This is a genomic window from Pseudomonas sp. CROZ-RG-20F-R04-15 (assembly GCF_022662375.1).
Classification (GTDB): domain Bacteria; phylum Pseudomonadota; class Gammaproteobacteria; order Pseudomonadales; family Pseudomonadaceae; genus Aquipseudomonas.
Genome location: NZ_JAKNQL010000021.1, coordinates 1 through 15,527 on the forward strand (window position 1 = coordinate 1; position 15,527 = coordinate 15,527).

At 57.6% G+C, this 15,527-nt stretch carries 17 protein-coding genes and 1 pseudogene; 10 read left to right on the forward strand and 8 right to left on the reverse strand.

Translation table 11 applies throughout. From position 1 onward, the window contains the following. Window positions 1-102: 102 nt before the first annotated feature. Window positions 103-1,302 carry a tyrosine--tRNA ligase gene (tyrS, locus tag L8H52_RS23405; protein ID WP_242208984.1) on the reverse strand — a complete coding sequence of 400 codons (1,200 nt, stop codon included), beginning with the start codon at window positions 1,300-1,302 and terminating at the stop codon, window positions 103-105. Window positions 1,303-1,514: 212 nt separating this feature from the next. Between tyrS and L8H52_RS23410 the strand changes: the two genes are divergently transcribed. Next, window positions 1,515-2,939 (forward strand): peptidoglycan DD-metalloendopeptidase family protein, encoded by a 1,425-nt coding sequence (locus L8H52_RS23410; protein WP_242208922.1) that lies wholly within the window; start codon window positions 1,515-1,517, stop codon window positions 2,937-2,939. Between the two features lie 3 nt (window positions 2,940-2,942). Next, a complete protein-coding gene (locus L8H52_RS23415) occupies window positions 2,943-4,034 on the forward strand; it encodes an anhydro-N-acetylmuramic acid kinase (protein WP_242208923.1) in 1,092 nt (363 codons plus the stop codon). A 75-nt stretch (window positions 4,035-4,109) separates the two neighbouring features. On the opposite strand, the gene erpA is transcribed toward L8H52_RS23415, so the two are convergent. Next, window positions 4,110-4,460, reverse strand: a complete 351-nt coding sequence (erpA, locus tag L8H52_RS23420) for an iron-sulfur cluster insertion protein ErpA (protein WP_008077999.1) — start codon at window positions 4,458-4,460, stop codon at window positions 4,110-4,112. A gap of 168 nt (window positions 4,461-4,628) precedes the next feature. Further along, a complete protein-coding gene (argC, locus tag L8H52_RS23425) occupies window positions 4,629-5,663 on the reverse strand; it encodes an N-acetyl-gamma-glutamyl-phosphate reductase (protein ID WP_242208924.1) in 1,035 nt (344 codons plus the stop codon). A 134-nt stretch (window positions 5,664-5,797) separates the two neighbouring features. Here argC and hemJ point away from each other — a divergent pair, with 134 nt between their 5' ends. The 7 genes and pseudogenes from hemJ (at window position 5,798) to coq7 (ending at window position 10,347) form a co-directional block, all read left to right on the forward strand. Next, the gene (gene hemJ, locus L8H52_RS23430) at window positions 5,798-6,226 is read left to right on the forward strand and encodes a protoporphyrinogen oxidase HemJ (RefSeq protein WP_242208925.1); all 429 of its coding nucleotides are present in this window, start codon (window positions 5,798-5,800) and stop codon (window positions 6,224-6,226) included. 33 nt (window positions 6,227-6,259) lie between these two features. Next, window positions 6,260-7,228 (forward strand): nitronate monooxygenase family protein, encoded by a 969-nt coding sequence (locus L8H52_RS23435; RefSeq protein WP_242208926.1) that lies wholly within the window; start codon window positions 6,260-6,262, stop codon window positions 7,226-7,228. Between the two features lie 78 nt (window positions 7,229-7,306). Next, on the forward strand, window positions 7,307-8,257 hold the full coding sequence (locus L8H52_RS23440) for a DUF805 domain-containing protein (protein ID WP_242208927.1): 951 nt from the start codon (window positions 7,307-7,309) through the stop codon (window positions 8,255-8,257). Window positions 8,258-8,318: 61 nt separating this feature from the next. Then, window positions 8,319-9,107: an SDR family oxidoreductase gene (locus L8H52_RS23445; protein WP_242208928.1), complete on the forward strand. Its 789-nt coding sequence runs from the start codon at window positions 8,319-8,321 to the stop codon at window positions 9,105-9,107. Between the two features lie 57 nt (window positions 9,108-9,164). After that, window positions 9,165-9,503, forward strand: a complete 339-nt coding sequence (locus tag L8H52_RS23450; protein WP_003228789.1) for a histidine triad nucleotide-binding protein — start codon at window positions 9,165-9,167, stop codon at window positions 9,501-9,503. A 15-nt stretch (window positions 9,504-9,518) separates the two neighbouring features. Continuing rightward, a pseudogene (locus tag L8H52_RS30540) lies at window positions 9,519-9,608 on the forward strand (metal ABC transporter ATP-binding protein); the annotation flags it as partial. A gap of 91 nt (window positions 9,609-9,699) precedes the next feature. Continuing rightward, the gene (gene coq7, locus L8H52_RS23460; RefSeq protein WP_008077993.1) at window positions 9,700-10,347 is read left to right on the forward strand and encodes a 2-polyprenyl-3-methyl-6-methoxy-1,4-benzoquinone monooxygenase; all 648 of its coding nucleotides are present in this window, start codon (window positions 9,700-9,702) and stop codon (window positions 10,345-10,347) included. A 110-nt stretch (window positions 10,348-10,457) separates the two neighbouring features. Here the strand turns inward: coq7 and speD are convergent, their stop codons facing one another. Continuing rightward, window positions 10,458-11,252, reverse strand: coding sequence for an adenosylmethionine decarboxylase (gene speD, locus L8H52_RS23465; RefSeq protein ID WP_016983471.1), 795 nt, complete (start codon window positions 11,250-11,252; stop codon window positions 10,458-10,460). 237 nt (window positions 11,253-11,489) lie between these two features. Further along, a complete protein-coding gene (locus L8H52_RS23470) occupies window positions 11,490-11,912 on the reverse strand; it encodes an OsmC family protein (protein WP_242208929.1) in 423 nt (140 codons plus the stop codon). 236 nt (window positions 11,913-12,148) lie between these two features. On the opposite strand from L8H52_RS23470, the gene crp reads away from it, so the two are divergent. Then, the gene (gene crp / locus L8H52_RS23475; RefSeq protein ID WP_008088598.1) at window positions 12,149-12,793 is read left to right on the forward strand and encodes a cAMP-activated global transcriptional regulator CRP; all 645 of its coding nucleotides are present in this window, start codon (window positions 12,149-12,151) and stop codon (window positions 12,791-12,793) included. Between the two features lie 9 nt (window positions 12,794-12,802). On the opposite strand, the gene L8H52_RS23480 is transcribed toward crp, so the two are convergent. From L8H52_RS23480 to trpD, 3 genes are all read right to left on the reverse strand, one after another. Next, window positions 12,803-13,504, reverse strand: coding sequence for a lipoate--protein ligase family protein (locus tag L8H52_RS23480; RefSeq protein WP_242208930.1), 702 nt, complete (start codon window positions 13,502-13,504; stop codon window positions 12,803-12,805). A gap of 136 nt (window positions 13,505-13,640) precedes the next feature. After that, window positions 13,641-14,477 (reverse strand): indole-3-glycerol phosphate synthase TrpC, encoded by an 837-nt coding sequence (trpC, locus tag L8H52_RS23485; RefSeq protein ID WP_242208931.1) that lies wholly within the window; start codon window positions 14,475-14,477, stop codon window positions 13,641-13,643. Then, the gene (gene trpD, locus L8H52_RS23490; RefSeq protein WP_242208932.1) at window positions 14,474-15,523 is read right to left on the reverse strand and encodes an anthranilate phosphoribosyltransferase; all 1,050 of its coding nucleotides are present in this window, start codon (window positions 15,521-15,523) and stop codon (window positions 14,474-14,476) included. The genes trpC and trpD overlap by 4 nt, the downstream gene beginning before the upstream one ends. Window positions 15,524-15,527: the final 4 nt, after the last annotated feature.

Consider the following 15,527-nt stretch of genomic DNA (forward strand, 5'->3'; position numbering starts at 1 on the left):
TACATAACTCATTGAAACTCAAGGAGTTTTCCGTTTCGACTGCGCCGGAAGTGGGGCGAATTATAGACATCTTAAATTCGCCGTCAATACCTATTTTCAGTTTTACTCGGATTTCAGCGTAATACGTGCAAACGCCTTCTTGCCAGCCTGGCAAACGTGGGTAGCGCCCAGTACGTATATAAAGGAACGATCAACCACCTCACCATCAACGCGCACGCCACCGGATGCCAACAGGTCGCGCGCCGCCGCCGAGTTCTTCACCAGACCCGCCTTATTAAGGACAGCTGCAATCGGCATGTCTTCAGCGGAAGCCAGCTCGACCTCTGGCAGGTCATCCGGCAGTTCGCCGTCTTTCATGCGATTGCCCGCAGCGCGATGAGCATTGGCCGCAGCCTCCTCACCATGGAAGCGCGCAACGATCTCTTCAGCCAGCTTGATTTTGACGTCGCGCGGATTGACACCTGCTTCTACATCAGCACGCAGCGCATTGATCTCATCCATCGAGCGGAAACTCAGCAGCTCGAAGTAACGCCACATCAATGCATCCGGAATCGAAACCAGCTTGCTGTACATAACACCCGGTGCTTCCTGAATGCCGACATAGTTGCCCAATGACTTGGACATCTTCTTCACGCCATCCAGACCTTCAAGCAGCGGCATCGTCAGAATGCATTGAGCCTCTTGACCATAACCACGCTGTAGCTCACGCCCCATCAGCAAGTTGAACTTCTGATCGGTGCCGCCCAGCTCGACATCAGCGCGCAGCGCAACCGAGTCATATCCCTGAACCAGCGGATAGAGGAATTCGTGGATAGCGATTGGCTGATTGGTGGTGTAGCGCTTATCGAAGTCATCACGCTCGAGCATGCGCGCAACGGTGTACTGCGAGGTCAGGCGAATAAAGTCCGCCGGCCCCATCTTGTCCATCCAGGTGGAGTTGAACGCCACTTCGGTTTTCGCCGGATCAAGAATCTTGAACACCTGAGTCTTGTAGGTCTCAGCGTTTTCCAAAACCTGCTCGCGAGTCAGCGGAGGACGCGTGGCGCTCTTGCCGCTCGGATCGCCGATCATCCCTGTGAAGTCACCTATAAGGAAGATGACTTGATGCCCCAGCTCCTGGAACTGACGCAGCTTATTAATAAGCACGGTATGACCCAGGTGCAGATCCGGAGCGGTTGGATCAAAACCAGCCTTGATACGCAACGGCTGGCCGCGCTTGAGCTTCTCGATCAGCTCGGACTCGACCAACAGTTCTTCCGCACCACGTTTAATCAGCGCTAGCTGCTCTTCAACCGACTTCATAACAGACCCGCAAGGCTCAGATTCAAAGGGAACCAACCATACAAGATCGCGCACCAATTACAAGTTTTGCCCGGCGCACGGACACCAATCCACAGAGACGATGTCTGTAGACTTGCTTCAGAGATGATTTGGTTATATTTTATACAGTTATTTCATCTTCATCATGTCATTCATCTTTTCCAATTCATCTTTTTTCAAAGTCAAAATTACTTATGACCACAGAACCGTCTAAAGCGCCGCCGCTTTACCCGAAGACCCACCTGCTCGCCGCAAGTGGAATCGCCGCCCTTCTTAGCCTGGCTCTCCTGGTATTCCCTTCCAGTGATGTTGAAGCCAAAAAGACGACCCTGAGCCTTGAACTGGAAAGTCCCGCTGAACAACTGACACAAGATCAAGACGCTGCTGATGCGGCTCAAGCCACAAATGAGCCAGTCGCTTCACCGTTTGCTCAAATCGAAAACAGTGACGAAAACACCCCACAAACCGCTGAAGTTGCACCTGTGCCGGCGCCTGCTGCGGAGAAAACAAAAGCTCCAGGCCACCGCGAAGTCGTTGTCGCCAAGGGCGACACTCTGTCCACGCTGTTCGAAAAAGTCGGCCTGCCAGCTGCTTCCGTACATGAAGTTCTGGCCAGCGATAAACAAGCCAAACAGTTCAGCCAACTCAAACATGGCCAAAAACTCGAGTTCGAATTGAACCCGGAAGGCCAGCTGACCAGCCTGCATAGCAAGGTCAGCGACGTTGAAACCATTACTCTGACCAAGAATGACAAGGGTTATGCCTTCAACCGGGTCACTGCAAAACCTACCGTTCGCACCGCTTACGTCCACGGCGTAATCAATAGCTCACTCTCTCAATCTGCCGCGCGTGCAGGCCTGTCCCACAGCCTGACCATGGATATGGCCAGCGTCTTTGGCTATGACGTCGACTTCGCTCAAGACATCCGCCAGGGCGACGAATTCGATGTGATCTACGAGCAGAAAGTGGTCAACGGCAAGTCGGTCGGCAATGGCCCGATCCTGTCCGCACGCTTTACCAACCGCGGCAAAACCTACACCGCCGTGCGTTACACCAACAAACAAGGCAACAGCAGCTACTACACGGCTGACGGCAACAGCATGCGCAAGGCGTTCATCCGTACGCCGGTGGACTTCGCCCGCATCAGCTCGAAGTTCTCCATGGGTCGCAAGCACCCGATCCTCAACAAGATCCGCGCCCACAAAGGCGTCGATTACGCGGCGCCACGCGGTACGCCGATCAAGGCTGCCGGCGACGGCAAAGTCTTGCTGGCCGGGCGTCGCGGTGGCTACGGCAACACCGTGATTATCCAGCACGGCAACACTTACCGTACGCTGTATGGCCACATGCAAGGCTTCGCCAAAGGCGTGAAGACTGGCGGTACCGTGAAACAGGGCCAGGTAATTGGTTACATCGGCACCACCGGCCTGTCCACCGGCCCGCACTTGCACTATGAATTCCAGGTCAATGGCGTTCACGTAGACCCGCTGGGGCAGAAGCTGCCAATGGCTGACCCGATCGCCAAAGCCGAACGCGCTCGCTTCCTGGCCCAGAGCCAACCGCTGATGGCGCGCATGGATCAAGAGAAGGCCACCATGCTGGCTTCGAGCAAGCGTTAAGCCATGGCCCTGTATATCGGTGTGATGTCTGGAACCAGCCTCGACGGTCTGGACATTGCCCTGATCGAACAGACTTCGGCGATCAAGCTGATCGCCACGCACTACATTCCCATGCCTGAATCACTGCGCGCCGAGCTGCTTGGCTTGTGCGCCAGCGGCCCTGACGAAATTGCCCGCTCGGCAATTGCCCAGCAAAACTGGGTGAAGCTCGCCGCGCAGGGTATTTACACTCTCCTCGATCAGCAGCGGCTCAAACCCGAAAACATTCGTGCGATCGGCAGCCACGGCCAGACCATTCGCCATGAACCGGCGCGCGGCTTCACCGTGCAGATCGGCAATCCAGCCCTGCTGACTGAATTGACCGGCATCACTGTCGTCAGCGACTTCCGCAGCCGCGATGTCGCTGCCGGGGGCCAGGGCGCACCCTTGGTACCCGCTTTCCATGAGGCGTTGTTTGAAGAGCGTACCGGTAATCAGGCGGTCTTGAATGTCGGCGGTTTCAGCAACCTGAGTCTGATAGAGCCGACCAAGCCTGTAGCCGGTTTCGACTGCGGCCCGGGGAATGTTCTGATGGACGCCTGGATTCAGCAGCAGCGCGGCGAAAACTACGACCGCAATGGCGACTGGGCGAAAACAGGCACTGTAGAGTCGACATTGCTGAAAGCACTGCTCAGCGATCCATTCTTCGTCACCAAGGGCCCGAAAAGTACCGGCCGCGAGGTATTCAACCTACCGTGGCTGGAACAACACCTGTCCCACCTGCCAGCCTTCGCACCAGAAAACGTACAGGCCACGCTGCTTGAGCTGACAGCCCTGACTATCATCGAGTCGCTGCAAAGCGCCCAGGCTGATACACAGGAGCTGCTGGTTTGCGGCGGCGGCGCACACAACGCCACACTGATGAAACGCTTGGCCGAGTTACTGCCGAACACAACGGTCGCCAGCACCGCGACCCATGGCGTTGATCCGGACTGGGTCGAAGCCATGGCCTTCGCCTGGCTTGCCCATTGCTGTCTCGAAGGCATCGCTGCCAACCGCCCAAGCGTCACTGGGGCCAAAGGCCTGCGTGTTCTAGGCGCTATCTACCCCAACTGAACAAAACGCAGGCAATAAAAAACGCCGCAGAATCGTAAGACTCTGCGGCGTTTTGCTATCTGAAGCGAAAAGCGATCAGATCGAGAACGAAGACCCACAACCACACGTCGTGGTGGCGTTCGGGTTCTTGATCACGAAGCGCGAACCTTCCAGACCTTCCTGGTAATCCACTTCAGCACCGGCCAGGTACTGAAAGCTCATCGGATCCACCACCAGACTCACGCCTTCGCGCTCGACAATGGTGTCGTCCTCGGCCACGTCCTCATCGAAGGTGAAACCGTACTGAAACCCTGAACAACCGCCGCCCGTAACGAATACGCGCAGCTTCAAGCGATCATTCCCCTCTTCATCGACCAGGCTCTTCACCTTGTGCGCGGCACCGTGGGTGAATTGCAAAGCCGTGGGGGTGAAGGATTCGACGCTCATGCTGACTATCTCCCGGCGTTACGCCGCCATAATGCGTGATGACGCGCATTATCCGCTTCTCCTAGAAAATCGGTCAACTATTGTTACGGTATATCAATAAACCCGATCAACTGTTCAGAATGCAAAAAGGCCCGTTTGACGGGCCTTTTTGCTGTGCGGCTTAAAGTGTTACGGCAGCATACCGGCGTGGGACAATCCGAAGCGCTCGTCCAGACCGAACAGGATGTTCATGTTCTGCACCGCTTGGCCCGACGCGCCTTTGACCAGATTGTCGATCACCGACAACACCACCACCAGATCACCATCCTGCGGACGGTGAACGGCGATACGGCAAACGTTGGCGCCGCGCACGCTACGGGTTTCCGGATGGCTACCGGCCGGCATTACGTCGACGAACGGTTCGTTGGCATAACGCTTTTCGAACAGTGCCTGCAGATCCAACGAACGATCCACCACGGTCGCGTAGAGTGTGGAGTGAATGCCACGAATCATCGGCGTCAGGTGCGGAACGAAGGTCAGACCGACATCCTTACCCGCCGCACGACGCAGGCCTTGGCGAATTTCCGGCAGGTGACGGTGACCTTTCACCGCATAAGCCTTCATGCTTTCCGACGTCTCCGAATACAGCGAGCCGACAGCCGCACCGCGACCGGCACCGCTGACGCCGGATTTGCAGTCGGCGATCAGACGCGAAGTATCAGCCAGACCCGCCTCCAGCAATGGCAGGAAACCCAGCTGTGTTGCGGTCGGATAGCAACCTGGCACCGCGATCAGGCGAGCTTTCTTGATCTGCTCGCGATTGACTTCCGGCAGACCGTAAACCGCTTCGTCCAGCAACTCAGGCGCGCCGTGTGGCTGGCCGTACCATTTGGCCCATTCTTCAGCGTCTTGCAGGCGGAAGTCTGCCGACAGGTCGATGACCTTGGTGCCTGCCGCCAGCAGTTCGCCCGCCAATGCGTGAGCCACACCATGCGGCGTGGCGAAGAACACCACGTCGCAAGCGCCGAGGGTTTTGATGTCGGGCACGCTGAAAGCCAGGCCGTCGTAGTGGCCGCGCAGGTTCGGGTACATGTCAGCCACGGCCAGACCGGCCTCGGATCGGGAAGTGATCACCACCACTTCTGCCTGCGCATGCTGTGCCAACAGACGCAGCAATTCGACACCGGTGTAACCCGTGCCGCCGACGATACCGACCTTGACCATAACCTGCCCTCAAAGAACCCACTGGAAAGCCGTCGATAATAGGGGCCGCGCGCCCCTGCGACAACCGTCAAGGTGACGTGCGGACGCTCAAGCCTCTACTATCTGGCCTACCGTGATTAAGGAAATAACTAAAAATGCTCTATCTATGGATCAAAGCTTTTCACATTGTCAGCATCGTTTGCTGGTTTGCCGGGCTGTTCTACTTGCCGCGCCTGTTTGTTTATCACGCGCAAAGCGAAGACACGATCAGCAAGGAACGCTTCAGCGTCATGGAGCGCAAGCTGTATCGCGGCATCATGGGCCCGGCAATGATCGCCACGCTGATCTTCGGCGGCTGGCTGATCTACCTCAACCCGGGCATCTTCAGCATGGGCGGCTGGATACACGCAAAACTGACGCTCGTCGTATTGCTGATCGGCTACCACCACATGTGTGGCGCACAGGTAAAACGTTTTGCCCGTGGCGAAAACACCCGCAGCCATGTCTTTTATCGCTGGTTCAATGAAGTTCCGGTTCTGATATTGCTGGCTATCGTAATTCTGGTCGTGGTCAAGCCGTTCTAACTTCAACAAGAACAGATCTTTGGGGTACTCATAATGTCGCTGCCCGCTTTGCTCGAACAACGCCTGCGCCTGCCTGTGGTGGCCGCGCCGATGTTTCTGATTTCCAATCCTGAGCTGGTGCTCGCCTGCTGCCGCAATGGCGTAGTCGGCAGTTTCCCCGCGTTGAACCAACGCGAAAGCAGCGGCTTCAAAGCGTGGCTGGAACAGATCGAAGCGGGACTGGCGACACTGGATAACCCGGCGCCATATGCGGTGAACCTGATCGTGCACAACAGCAACCCGCGCCTGCAGGCTGACCTGAACATCTGCGTCGAACACAAAGTGCCGATTGTCATCACCAGTCTCGGCGCGGTGAAGGAGTTGGTCGACGCGGTGCACAGCTATGGCGGCCTGGTGTTCCATGACGTGACCACTCGGCGCCACGCCGAGAAAGCGGCTGAGGCCGGTGTCGACGGTTTGATCGCCGTGGCGGCCGGCGCCGGCGGTCATGCCGGGACCTGGAGCCCGTTTGCGCTGATCGCCGAGATTCGGCAGTTCTTCGACAAGACGCTGTTGCTTGCAGGATGTTTGAACCATGGCCATGAGATTCTCGCCGCTCAACTGCTTGGCGCGGATTTGGCCTACTTCGGTACGAGATTTATCGGCACCACGGAAAGTCATGCGCCTGACGCTTACAAGGAGATGCTGCTGACAGCCAAGGCTGCGGACATCATTCATACTCCAGCGGTGTCGGGAGTGCCGGCGAGTTTTATGCGTCAGAGCCTGGAGGCGGCCGGTTTCGATATGGCTGCTCTGCAAGGCAAGGGCGAGGTGAATTTCGGCGACAAACTCAAGCCGATCAGCGATGAAGCCAAAGCCTGGAAAACCGTGTGGTCTGCCGGTCAAGGCGTAGGGCAGATCGATGACCTGCCAAACGTGGATCAATTGATCGCGCGGCTGGACGCGGAATATCGTCAGGCACAGGAAAACGCGGCACAACTGCCGAAACACTGGCCACGCTAAGAAAAACCAGGCCAGCCCCGTCGGACTGGCCTTACACTGCTGACCTTTCAATCTTTTCGCGACAAGGATGCCTCGGCCATGAGCGAACCCCGTTACAAGATCGTATTCGACGGTGCTCTGCAGCCCGGTGTCGATATCACCACTGCCAAACTCAATCTGGCGGATCTGTTCAAAAGCGATGTCGCCGCGATCGAGCGCCTGTTCAATGGCCGCGCCGTCGCACTTAAACGCGATTTGTCCCATAGCGATGCACAGGCTTACCTGCAAGCGCTGAGCAAAACCGGAATCGACGCAAGGGTCGAAGCAGAAACAGCCATCGAGCTGAACCTGGCCGATGTTCAGGAGCATGCACCGGCTGCGGCGGAACCTGATTCCCCTTATGCACCACCTCGCGCCAGCGTTGGCGAACGTCTGCCGGAGTTCGCCGAACTCAAGCCGTTCAGTGTCGAAGGACGAATCGGACGTCTGCGTTTTCTGGCGTGGACTATGGTGCTGAGCCTGGTGACCCTGCCGATTATTGGCGTGCTCGCTCTGCTGGCGCTGGGGTTGGTCAGTGGCGACTCCACCACGGGCCTGATCATCGGCGGGATCTTCGCCTTCTTCCTGTTTATCGCCTTCCTGATCGTCAGCATTCTGTTCAGCGTTCAACGCCTGCACGACATCGGCTGGTCGGGTTGGCTCTGGCTGCTGAACCTGGTGCCGTTCGTGGGCAGCTTCTTCCCGTTGGTCATCATGGTCGTGCCGGGCAACACCGGCGCCAACCGCTACGGCCCACCGCCGCCGCCCAACAGCACCGCAGTAAAAGTCTTGTGCTCACTGTGGATCGTGTTTTTCGCGCTGATCTTTGCCGGTGGAATGCTCGGCGGGATCTCGGCCATTCAGCAGGAATACGAAAGCAATCTGGAAAGCAGCTACGAAAGTGGCTCGGTGACGACTGATGAAGTCGAAGTAGAGGTCGAATCACCCGTGGATTCCGCCGACGAAGCAGCCGAAGCGGCGCAGGCCCCTGTAGACTCTGCAAAAGAATGAACAGCGCTCCCCGCCGTGACACCCGCGTCGCTGGCGCGGAGCTGTTGCGATGGAGAATTGCATGACCCGTTACGCTCTGATCACTGGCGCCTCCAGCGGCATCGGCCTGGCCATGGCCGAAGCACTGGCCCGGCGCGGCCGCTGCCTGATTCTGGTGGCTCGACAGCGTGATCAGCTGGAAAGTATTGCGATCGAGCTGACCCAACGCTTCGGTGTTGAAGTGTTGTTCCGCGCCTGCGATCTGGGCGAGCCGTTGCGTCTGTCCGGTTTCCTGCTGGAGCTCGAAGAAGGTGATCGGCAGATCGACTTGCTGGTCAATTGCGCCGGTATCGGCACCTGCGGCCCGTTCCTTGCGCAAGACTGGATGACCGAGCAGGATCTGATCGAAGTAAACATTCTCGCCCTCACCCGCCTTTGCCACGCGATCGGCAACAGCATGGCACTGCAAGGTGGCGGGCAGATTCTCAATGTCGCCTCGGTGGCCGCGTTCAATCCCGGCCCATGGATGAGCACCTACTACGCCAGCAAGGCGTATGTGCTGCACTTCTCCGAAGCCTTGCGAGTTGAGCTGAAACAGAGTGCCGTAAAGGTTTCGGTGCTCTGCCCCGGCCCGACCCGCACGGCATTTTTCCGTACGGCGCAACTGAACAGCGACAAACTCAAAGACAGCAAACTGTTGATGAGCCCCGAAGAGGTTGCGCTGTATACCGTTCGCGCCCTCGACAAGAACCGCGCAATCATCATTCCCGGACGACGCAACCGATGGTTCGCCTTTTTACCGCGACTCGGTTCGCGCTGGCTCAACCGCACCATCGTCGGCATGGTCAATAAAGCTTACTGCCCACGCTAAAGAATCCGGATTCAACGCGGTACACTCGATTCAGCCCAAACAACGGAGAAAACAGCAGTGGATACTCTGTTCACCAAGATCATCAACCGGGAAATCCCGGCCAAGATCATTTACGAGGACGACCAGGTCCTGGCGTTCCACGATATCGCCCCTCAGGCACCCGTACATTTTTTGGTGATTCCGAAAAAACCGGTGCGCACCCTCAATGATCTGACCGAAGACGACAAGGCTTTGGCCGGGCATATCCTGTTCACTGCGCAGCGTCTGGCGCTGGAACTGGGCTGTGAGGAAGGTTTCCGCGTGGTGATGAACTGCAATGAGAAGGGTGGGCAAACTGTCTACCACATTCATATGCACGTACTCGGTCAACGACAGATGAACTGGCCACCGGGCTGATACCCCGCAAAACCTGTGGGAGCGAGCCTGCTCGCGAAGGCGTCAGCAGATTCAATATCTCCATTGCCTGACACTCCGCTTTCGCGAGCAGGCTCGCTCCCACAAAAAAACGCATCAACCTGCCGAATGACCCAGCGCAAACCTTCCCCGGCCGATTCGGTTAAACTGGCCACCGAGATTCTTCCCGGAGGTCAGCATGACTACCCAACGTCACTACTCGCCGATTGACCGTCTTCTGCTGCAAGCCGATGCCGCGATGCGTACCCTGCTGCCCTTCAGTGGCCAGCCGTACCGTCCGTCGCCGGCGATTTTGCAACCGGATACGCAAATGAGCGACGAAGACACCCGCCACGTCGCCGGCCTGATGCGCATCAACCATACCGGTGAAGTCTGCGCACAGGCGCTGTATCAGGGGCAGGCGTTGACCGCCAAGCTCCCGCAGGTACGCGAGGCCATGGAGCACGCGGCTGAAGAAGAAATTGATCATCTGGTCTGGTGCGAACAGCGCATCCATCAGTTGGGTAGCCACACCAGTGTGCTCAACCCGTTGTTTTACGGGATGTCGTTCGGAATTGGCGCAGTGGCCGGGTTGATCAGCGATAAGGTCAGCCTCGGGTTTGTCGCAGCGACCGAGCATCAGGTGTGTAAACACTTGAATGAACATCTGGAACAGTTGCCGGCCGAGGACGAAAAGTCCCGGGCGATTCTGGAGCAGATGCGCATTGATGAAGAGCATCATGCGGAGAGTGCGCTGGAGGCAGGAGGGTTTCGTTTTCCGGCGCCGGTGAAGTTTGGGATGAGTATTTTGGCCAAGGTGATGACCAAGAGTACTTATCGGATTTGAGATTTGTATTGCTGCAGAGTGCCCCTTCGCGAGCAGGCTCGCTCCCACAGGGGGTTGTGGCAGAAATGAAAAAGGCGACCGAAAGGTCGCCTTTTTTGTGCTCGGGAATCTTAGGTCGGCATGTTGCGCGCGTAGAAGATTTCGAGCATTTCGTGTTTCACCCGGTCGGTCACCTGAGCGCGCTGCTCAGGTGACAGGTTGCTGGTGGCGTCGCCGAACAGGTAGTTGTCCAGTTCGAAGTTCTTCAGCAGCATTTTGGTGTGGAACAGGTTTTCCTGGTACACATTCACGTCGGTCATCTGGTACGCGTCGCGAGTGTCTTCGGAAAGGTAGTTCTGGATCGAATTGATCTCGTGGTCGATGAAGTGCTTGTTGCCTTCAACGTCACGGGTGAAGCCACGCACACGATAATCCACAGTCACGATGTCCGAATCGAACTGGTGAATGAGGAAATTGAGGGCTTTGAGCGGTGAAATGACACCACAGGTCGACACGTCGATGTCCACACGGAAGGTGGCAATACCGTCATCCGGATGGATTTCCGGGTAGGTGTGCACCGTAATGTGGCTCTTGTCGAGGTGGGCCAGGATAATTTCGGGCAACGGGCCCGGCGACTCTTCAATCTGGCTTTCAGTCGGGGTTACCGGCTCTTCAGAAATCAGAATCGTGACACTGGCGCCCTGAGGTTCGTAGTCCTGACTGGCAATGTTCAGGATGTTGGCACCAATGATCTCGACAACTTCTGTGAGAATCTGCGTCAGGCGTTTCGCGTTGTACTCTTGATTGATGTACTCGACGTAAGCCTGCTGGTCTTGCGGGGTTTCCGCGTAGCAGATGTCATAGATGTTGAAGCTCAAGGTCTTTGTCAGGTTATTGAACCCGTGGAGCTTGAGTTTGCTTTTCACCGTTAAAAACTCTCTATGTATGCGGCCCGGCCGCGTGATCAAGCATGCCCGTCAAGTGCGAACGACACACCTGCGTAGGACGGTTAACACCTCTTCGCGATGGCGATTTTGGTTATCTGTTCAGGCGGCTGACCCATCGATTGACCGATCACTGCCCTGAAAAAAGTGGCGCATTATGCAGACGTCAGCGGGGGATCGCCAGAGTCTGCACTGCTTTTATGATAGTTGAATGTCGGTTCAACCGAGTTCGACGATTTCGTAATCGTGAGTGATCGCCACACCAGCCGCGCCGAGCATGATCGAGGCCGAGCAATACTTCTCTGCAGACAACTCGATTGCACGTCTGACCTGGGCTTCTTTCAAGCCACGGCCCTTGACTACAAAGTGCATGTGAATCTTGGTGAACACCTTCGGATCTTCGGTCGCGCGCTCGGCTTCGAGGAAGGCTTCACAGCTTTCAACGGCCTGACGGGACTTCTTGAGGATGCTGACCACGTCGAAGTTGCTGCAACCGCCAACACCCAGCAGAAGCATTTCCATCGGACGAACACCCAGGTTACGACCACCGGCATCCGGCGGACCGTCCATCACTACGACATGACCACTGCCGGATTCGCCGAGGAACATGGCTTCGCCAGCCCATTGGATGCGTGCCTTCATCGCCAAGACTCCACTGTAGAAAAAAGGGTCGCCAGCTTAGCACAGGGCTCTGCCCGGGCAGCGGCGGCGTTCCTAGGACGGATGCCTCTACGGCGTAGGTAATTTCTCGAATTTTCGACGAAGTGTCTGTTAAGCTGGCGCCAATTCACTGGCGCCCATGCCAGCTGTGTAGCGACCGCCTTCAGCGCCTCATAAAAAAATCAAACATCACCGTGCAGTCTTTTCGGGATACAACCATGGTTGCTATTACCCCCACACCCAAAATCAAGAACCTCGACAAGCTGCTGATGCATTGTCAGCGCCGTCGTCATGCAGCCAAGAGCAACATCATCTGTGCGGGCGATCGTTCGGACACGCTGTACTTCATCATCAAGGGTTCGGTGACGATCCTGATCGAGGACGACGACGGTCGCGAAATGATCATCGCCTACCTCAACGCCGGGGATTTCTTCGGTGAGCTGGGTCTGTTCGAGCAAGCCGGCCAGGAACAGGAGCGCAGTGCCTGGGTGCGCGCCAAGGTCGAGTGCGAAACCGCGGAAATCAGCTACGCCAAGTTCCGCGAACTGTCGCAGCAAGATCCAGACATTCTTTACGTGCTCAGCGGACAAATCGCACAACGCCTGCGTAACACCACGCGCAAGGTCGGCGATCTGGCCTTCTTCGATGTGACCGGTCGTGTCGCCCGCTGCCTGTTGGAATTGTGCAAGCAGCCCGATGCGATGACTCACCCGGACGGCATGCAGATCAAGGTGACCCGTCAGGAAATCGGCCGGATTGTTGGCTGCTCGCGGGAGATGGTCGGTCGCGTGCTCAAGGATCTTGAGGAACGCAATCTGGTCGATGTGAAAGGCAAGACCATGGTCGTCTTCGGTACGCGTTAAAGCCGAAACTCAGGCGCTGTACATCTGCGCCAGCATCAGACGAAACAATTCATCGAGACGCGCCAGGGCTTGTGGCGCGTTGAATTTCTCATGCAAGGCAATGTGGCTCTGCGCCCGCACCCGCTGCTCCAGGCCGCACGCTTCGTTGAAGCGATTGACCGCTGCAACCATCGATTCGCGCTCGTCATCCATCAACATCGCCCCGTGCACCAGACCGACCGGACGCTGTCCGCCCTGACTCTGACGCCAGCGCTGAGCGGTGCCGACCATTTTGCGGCCATCGAGATTGACGTTGAAACGGCCGTCGCAGAACGCACCGTCGATTTCACCCAACGACGAGACACCGCCCAACTCGTCCAGTAACTGGCAGATCGGATCGCAGAGACGACGGTAGCCGGTTTCGATACGGTTCAGGTCGCCTTCGCTGCGTGGTGGTGCGTAGACCAGAGCGATATTGATCGTCGCGGCAGATTGCGGCACGGGTTCTCCGCCGGTTTCACGTAACAGGACCGGCCAACCGGCAGCGGCGGAGACTTCGCAGGCGTGCTCGAAACCGGGCAGACGATTGAGGCGGCGCGGCATGACCAGGGCGCGATCGCTGGGTTGCCAGAACAGCAGGCCGAATTCTGTATCGCCGGCGCAGACCGAGGCCAGCAAATCCTGTTCGGCTTGCAGGCCGGCTTCGATGGTCAGGGGGGTGGGCAGCGACATGGAAGGCTCCGGCTATATGGAAATCTTCAGAGGTTTCGATGGCCCCTTCGCGAGCAAGCTCGCTCCCACATTTGGAATGCATTTCCCCTGTGGGAGCGAGCTCGCTCGCGAAGCAGTCGACTCGGTCTAACGGCAGTCAGTCGAGGGTCGAACCGCTGATCGACACGCCACGCTCCGGGAAGAACAGGCGCTGCAGTTCAGTGCCCGGATTTTCCGCACGCATGAACGCTTCACCGACGAGGAACGAATACACGTCGCTGATTTCCATCAGTTCGACATCGGCACGGTTGAGGATACCGCTCTCGGTAATCACCAGACGATCACGCGGAATGCGCGGCAGCAGGTCGAGGGTGGTTTCCAGACTGACATCGAACGTGTGCAGATTACGGTTGTTGACCCCGACCAGCGGTGTGTCGAGGGTTTTCAACGCACGTTCCAGCTCATCGCCGTCGTGCACTTCGACCAACACATCGAGACCGACGCCTTTGGCGACCGAGGCCAGTTCGGCCATTTTCACGTCATCCAGTGCGGAAACGATCAACAGCACACAGTCGGCGCCCAACGCACGGGCCTCGACGATCTGGTACGGATCGATCATGAAGTCCTTGCGGATCACCGGCAGCTTGCACGCGGCGCGCGCCTGTTGCAGGTAGGCGTCGGCGCCCTGGAAGTAATCGATATCGGTCAGCACGGACAGACAGGTCGCCCCGCCCTTCTCGTAGCTCTTGGCGATGTCGGCGGGAATGAAGTTCTCGCGGATCACGCCTTTGCTCGGCGAAGCCTTTTTGATCTCGGCAATCACTGCAGGCTGCTTTTTCTTGGCTTGAGCCAGCAATGCCTGGGCAAAACCACGGGGTGCATCGGCCGCCTTGGCCAGACTTTCGAGCTCGCTCAGGCTGACCCGGGCACTACGCTCGGCGACTTCCTGAACTTTGCGGGCCAGAATGTTTTCCAGAACCGTCGGTACACTCATCCCTCATTCTCCACTCTGAATACCGCGGTAAAGGCACCCAGCTCCTCGAGTTTCTCCCGAGCGAGGCCGGTGTGCAGGGCGTCGTGCGCTAGCTCCACGCCCTGTTTCAAACTGCTGGCCAGGTCGGCGGCATACAGCGCCGCGCCGGCATTGAGGACAATCATTTCGGCGGCTTTCTGGCCGTTTTCGGTTTTGCGCTTGCCCAGTGCATCGCGGATCAGCGCCAGCGACGCCTCGGGGCCTTCGACCGACAGACCGTGCAAGCTCTGGCTCTTCATGCCCAGATCTTCGGGCTCGACCCAATATTCAATGATTTCGTTGTTTTTCAGCTCGGCGACAAAGGTCGGTGCGGCGAGACTGAACTCGTCCAGGCCGTCCTTCGAGTGCACCACCAGCACATGCTTGCTGCCCAGGCGCTGCAACACTTCAGCCAATGGCCGGCACAGTGCCTGGGTGAACACGCCCACCACTTGATGTTTCACACCGGCCGGATTCGTAAGCGGGCCGAGCATGTTGAACAGCGTACGCAGGCCGAGATCGCGGCGCGGGCCGGCGGCGTACTTCATGGCTTTGTGGTGAGTCTGGGCAAACATGAAACCGATGCCGACGTTGTCGATGCAACGCGCAACCTGAACCGGCGTCAGGTTCAGATAAATGCCGGCAGCTTCCAGCAAGTCGGCGCTACCGCTTTTACCCGAGACCGCACGGTTGCCGTGCTTGGCGACGGTGCAACCAGCAGCCGCGACAACAAACGATGAGGCAGTCGATACGTTGAAGATATTCGCGCCGTCACCGCCGGTGCCGACCACATCGACCACGCCGTCGAGGGTTTTCAGTTCGACCTGATCGGCCAGCTCACGCATCACCGACACGGCGCCGACGATTTCGTCGATGCTCTCGCTCTTCATGCGCATGGCCATCATGAACGCGCCGATCTGCGCGTCGCTGCATTGGCCGGTCATGATTTCGCGCATCACATCGCGCATTTCATCGGTGCTGAGGTCGAGGTGATCGACGATACGGCTCAGGGCTGTCTTGATATTCATGGGA

Excerpts from the sequence above, each read along its gene's own strand:
- L8H52_RS23470 (WP_242208929.1), bottom strand. The coding sequence starts at position 11,912 with ATGAAGGCACGCATCCAATGGGCTGGCGAAGCCATGTTCCTCGGCGAA.
- L8H52_RS23440 (WP_242208927.1), top strand. The coding sequence starts at position 7,307 with ATGAGCGAACCCCGTTACAAGATCGTATTCGACGGTGCTCTGCAGCCC.
- coq7 (WP_008077993.1), top strand. The coding sequence starts at position 9,700 with ATGACTACCCAACGTCACTACTCGCCGATTGACCGTCTTCTGCTGCAA.
- tyrS (WP_242208984.1), bottom strand. The coding sequence starts at position 1,302 with ATGAAGTCGGTTGAAGAGCAGCTAGCGCTGATTAAACGTGGTGCGGAA.
- L8H52_RS23445 (WP_242208928.1), top strand. The coding sequence starts at position 8,319 with ATGACCCGTTACGCTCTGATCACTGGCGCCTCCAGCGGCATCGGCCTG.
- hemJ (WP_242208925.1), top strand. The coding sequence starts at position 5,798 with ATGCTCTATCTATGGATCAAAGCTTTTCACATTGTCAGCATCGTTTGC.
- L8H52_RS23415 (WP_242208923.1), top strand. The coding sequence starts at position 2,943 with ATGGCCCTGTATATCGGTGTGATGTCTGGAACCAGCCTCGACGGTCTG.
- trpD (WP_242208932.1), bottom strand. The coding sequence starts at position 15,523 with ATGAATATCAAGACAGCCCTGAGCCGTATCGTCGATCACCTCGACCTC.
- crp (WP_008088598.1), top strand. The coding sequence starts at position 12,149 with ATGGTTGCTATTACCCCCACACCCAAAATCAAGAACCTCGACAAGCTG.
- argC (WP_242208924.1), bottom strand. The coding sequence starts at position 5,663 with ATGGTCAAGGTCGGTATCGTCGGCGGCACGGGTTACACCGGTGTCGAA.
- erpA (WP_008077999.1), bottom strand. The coding sequence starts at position 4,460 with ATGAGCGTCGAATCCTTCACCCCCACGGCTTTGCAATTCACCCACGGT.
- trpC (WP_242208931.1), bottom strand. The coding sequence starts at position 14,477 with ATGAGTGTACCGACGGTTCTGGAAAACATTCTGGCCCGCAAAGTTCAG.
- L8H52_RS23480 (WP_242208930.1), bottom strand. The coding sequence starts at position 13,504 with ATGTCGCTGCCCACCCCCCTGACCATCGAAGCCGGCCTGCAAGCCGAA.
- L8H52_RS23435 (WP_242208926.1), top strand. The coding sequence starts at position 6,260 with ATGTCGCTGCCCGCTTTGCTCGAACAACGCCTGCGCCTGCCTGTGGTG.
- L8H52_RS23410 (WP_242208922.1), top strand. The coding sequence starts at position 1,515 with ATGACCACAGAACCGTCTAAAGCGCCGCCGCTTTACCCGAAGACCCAC.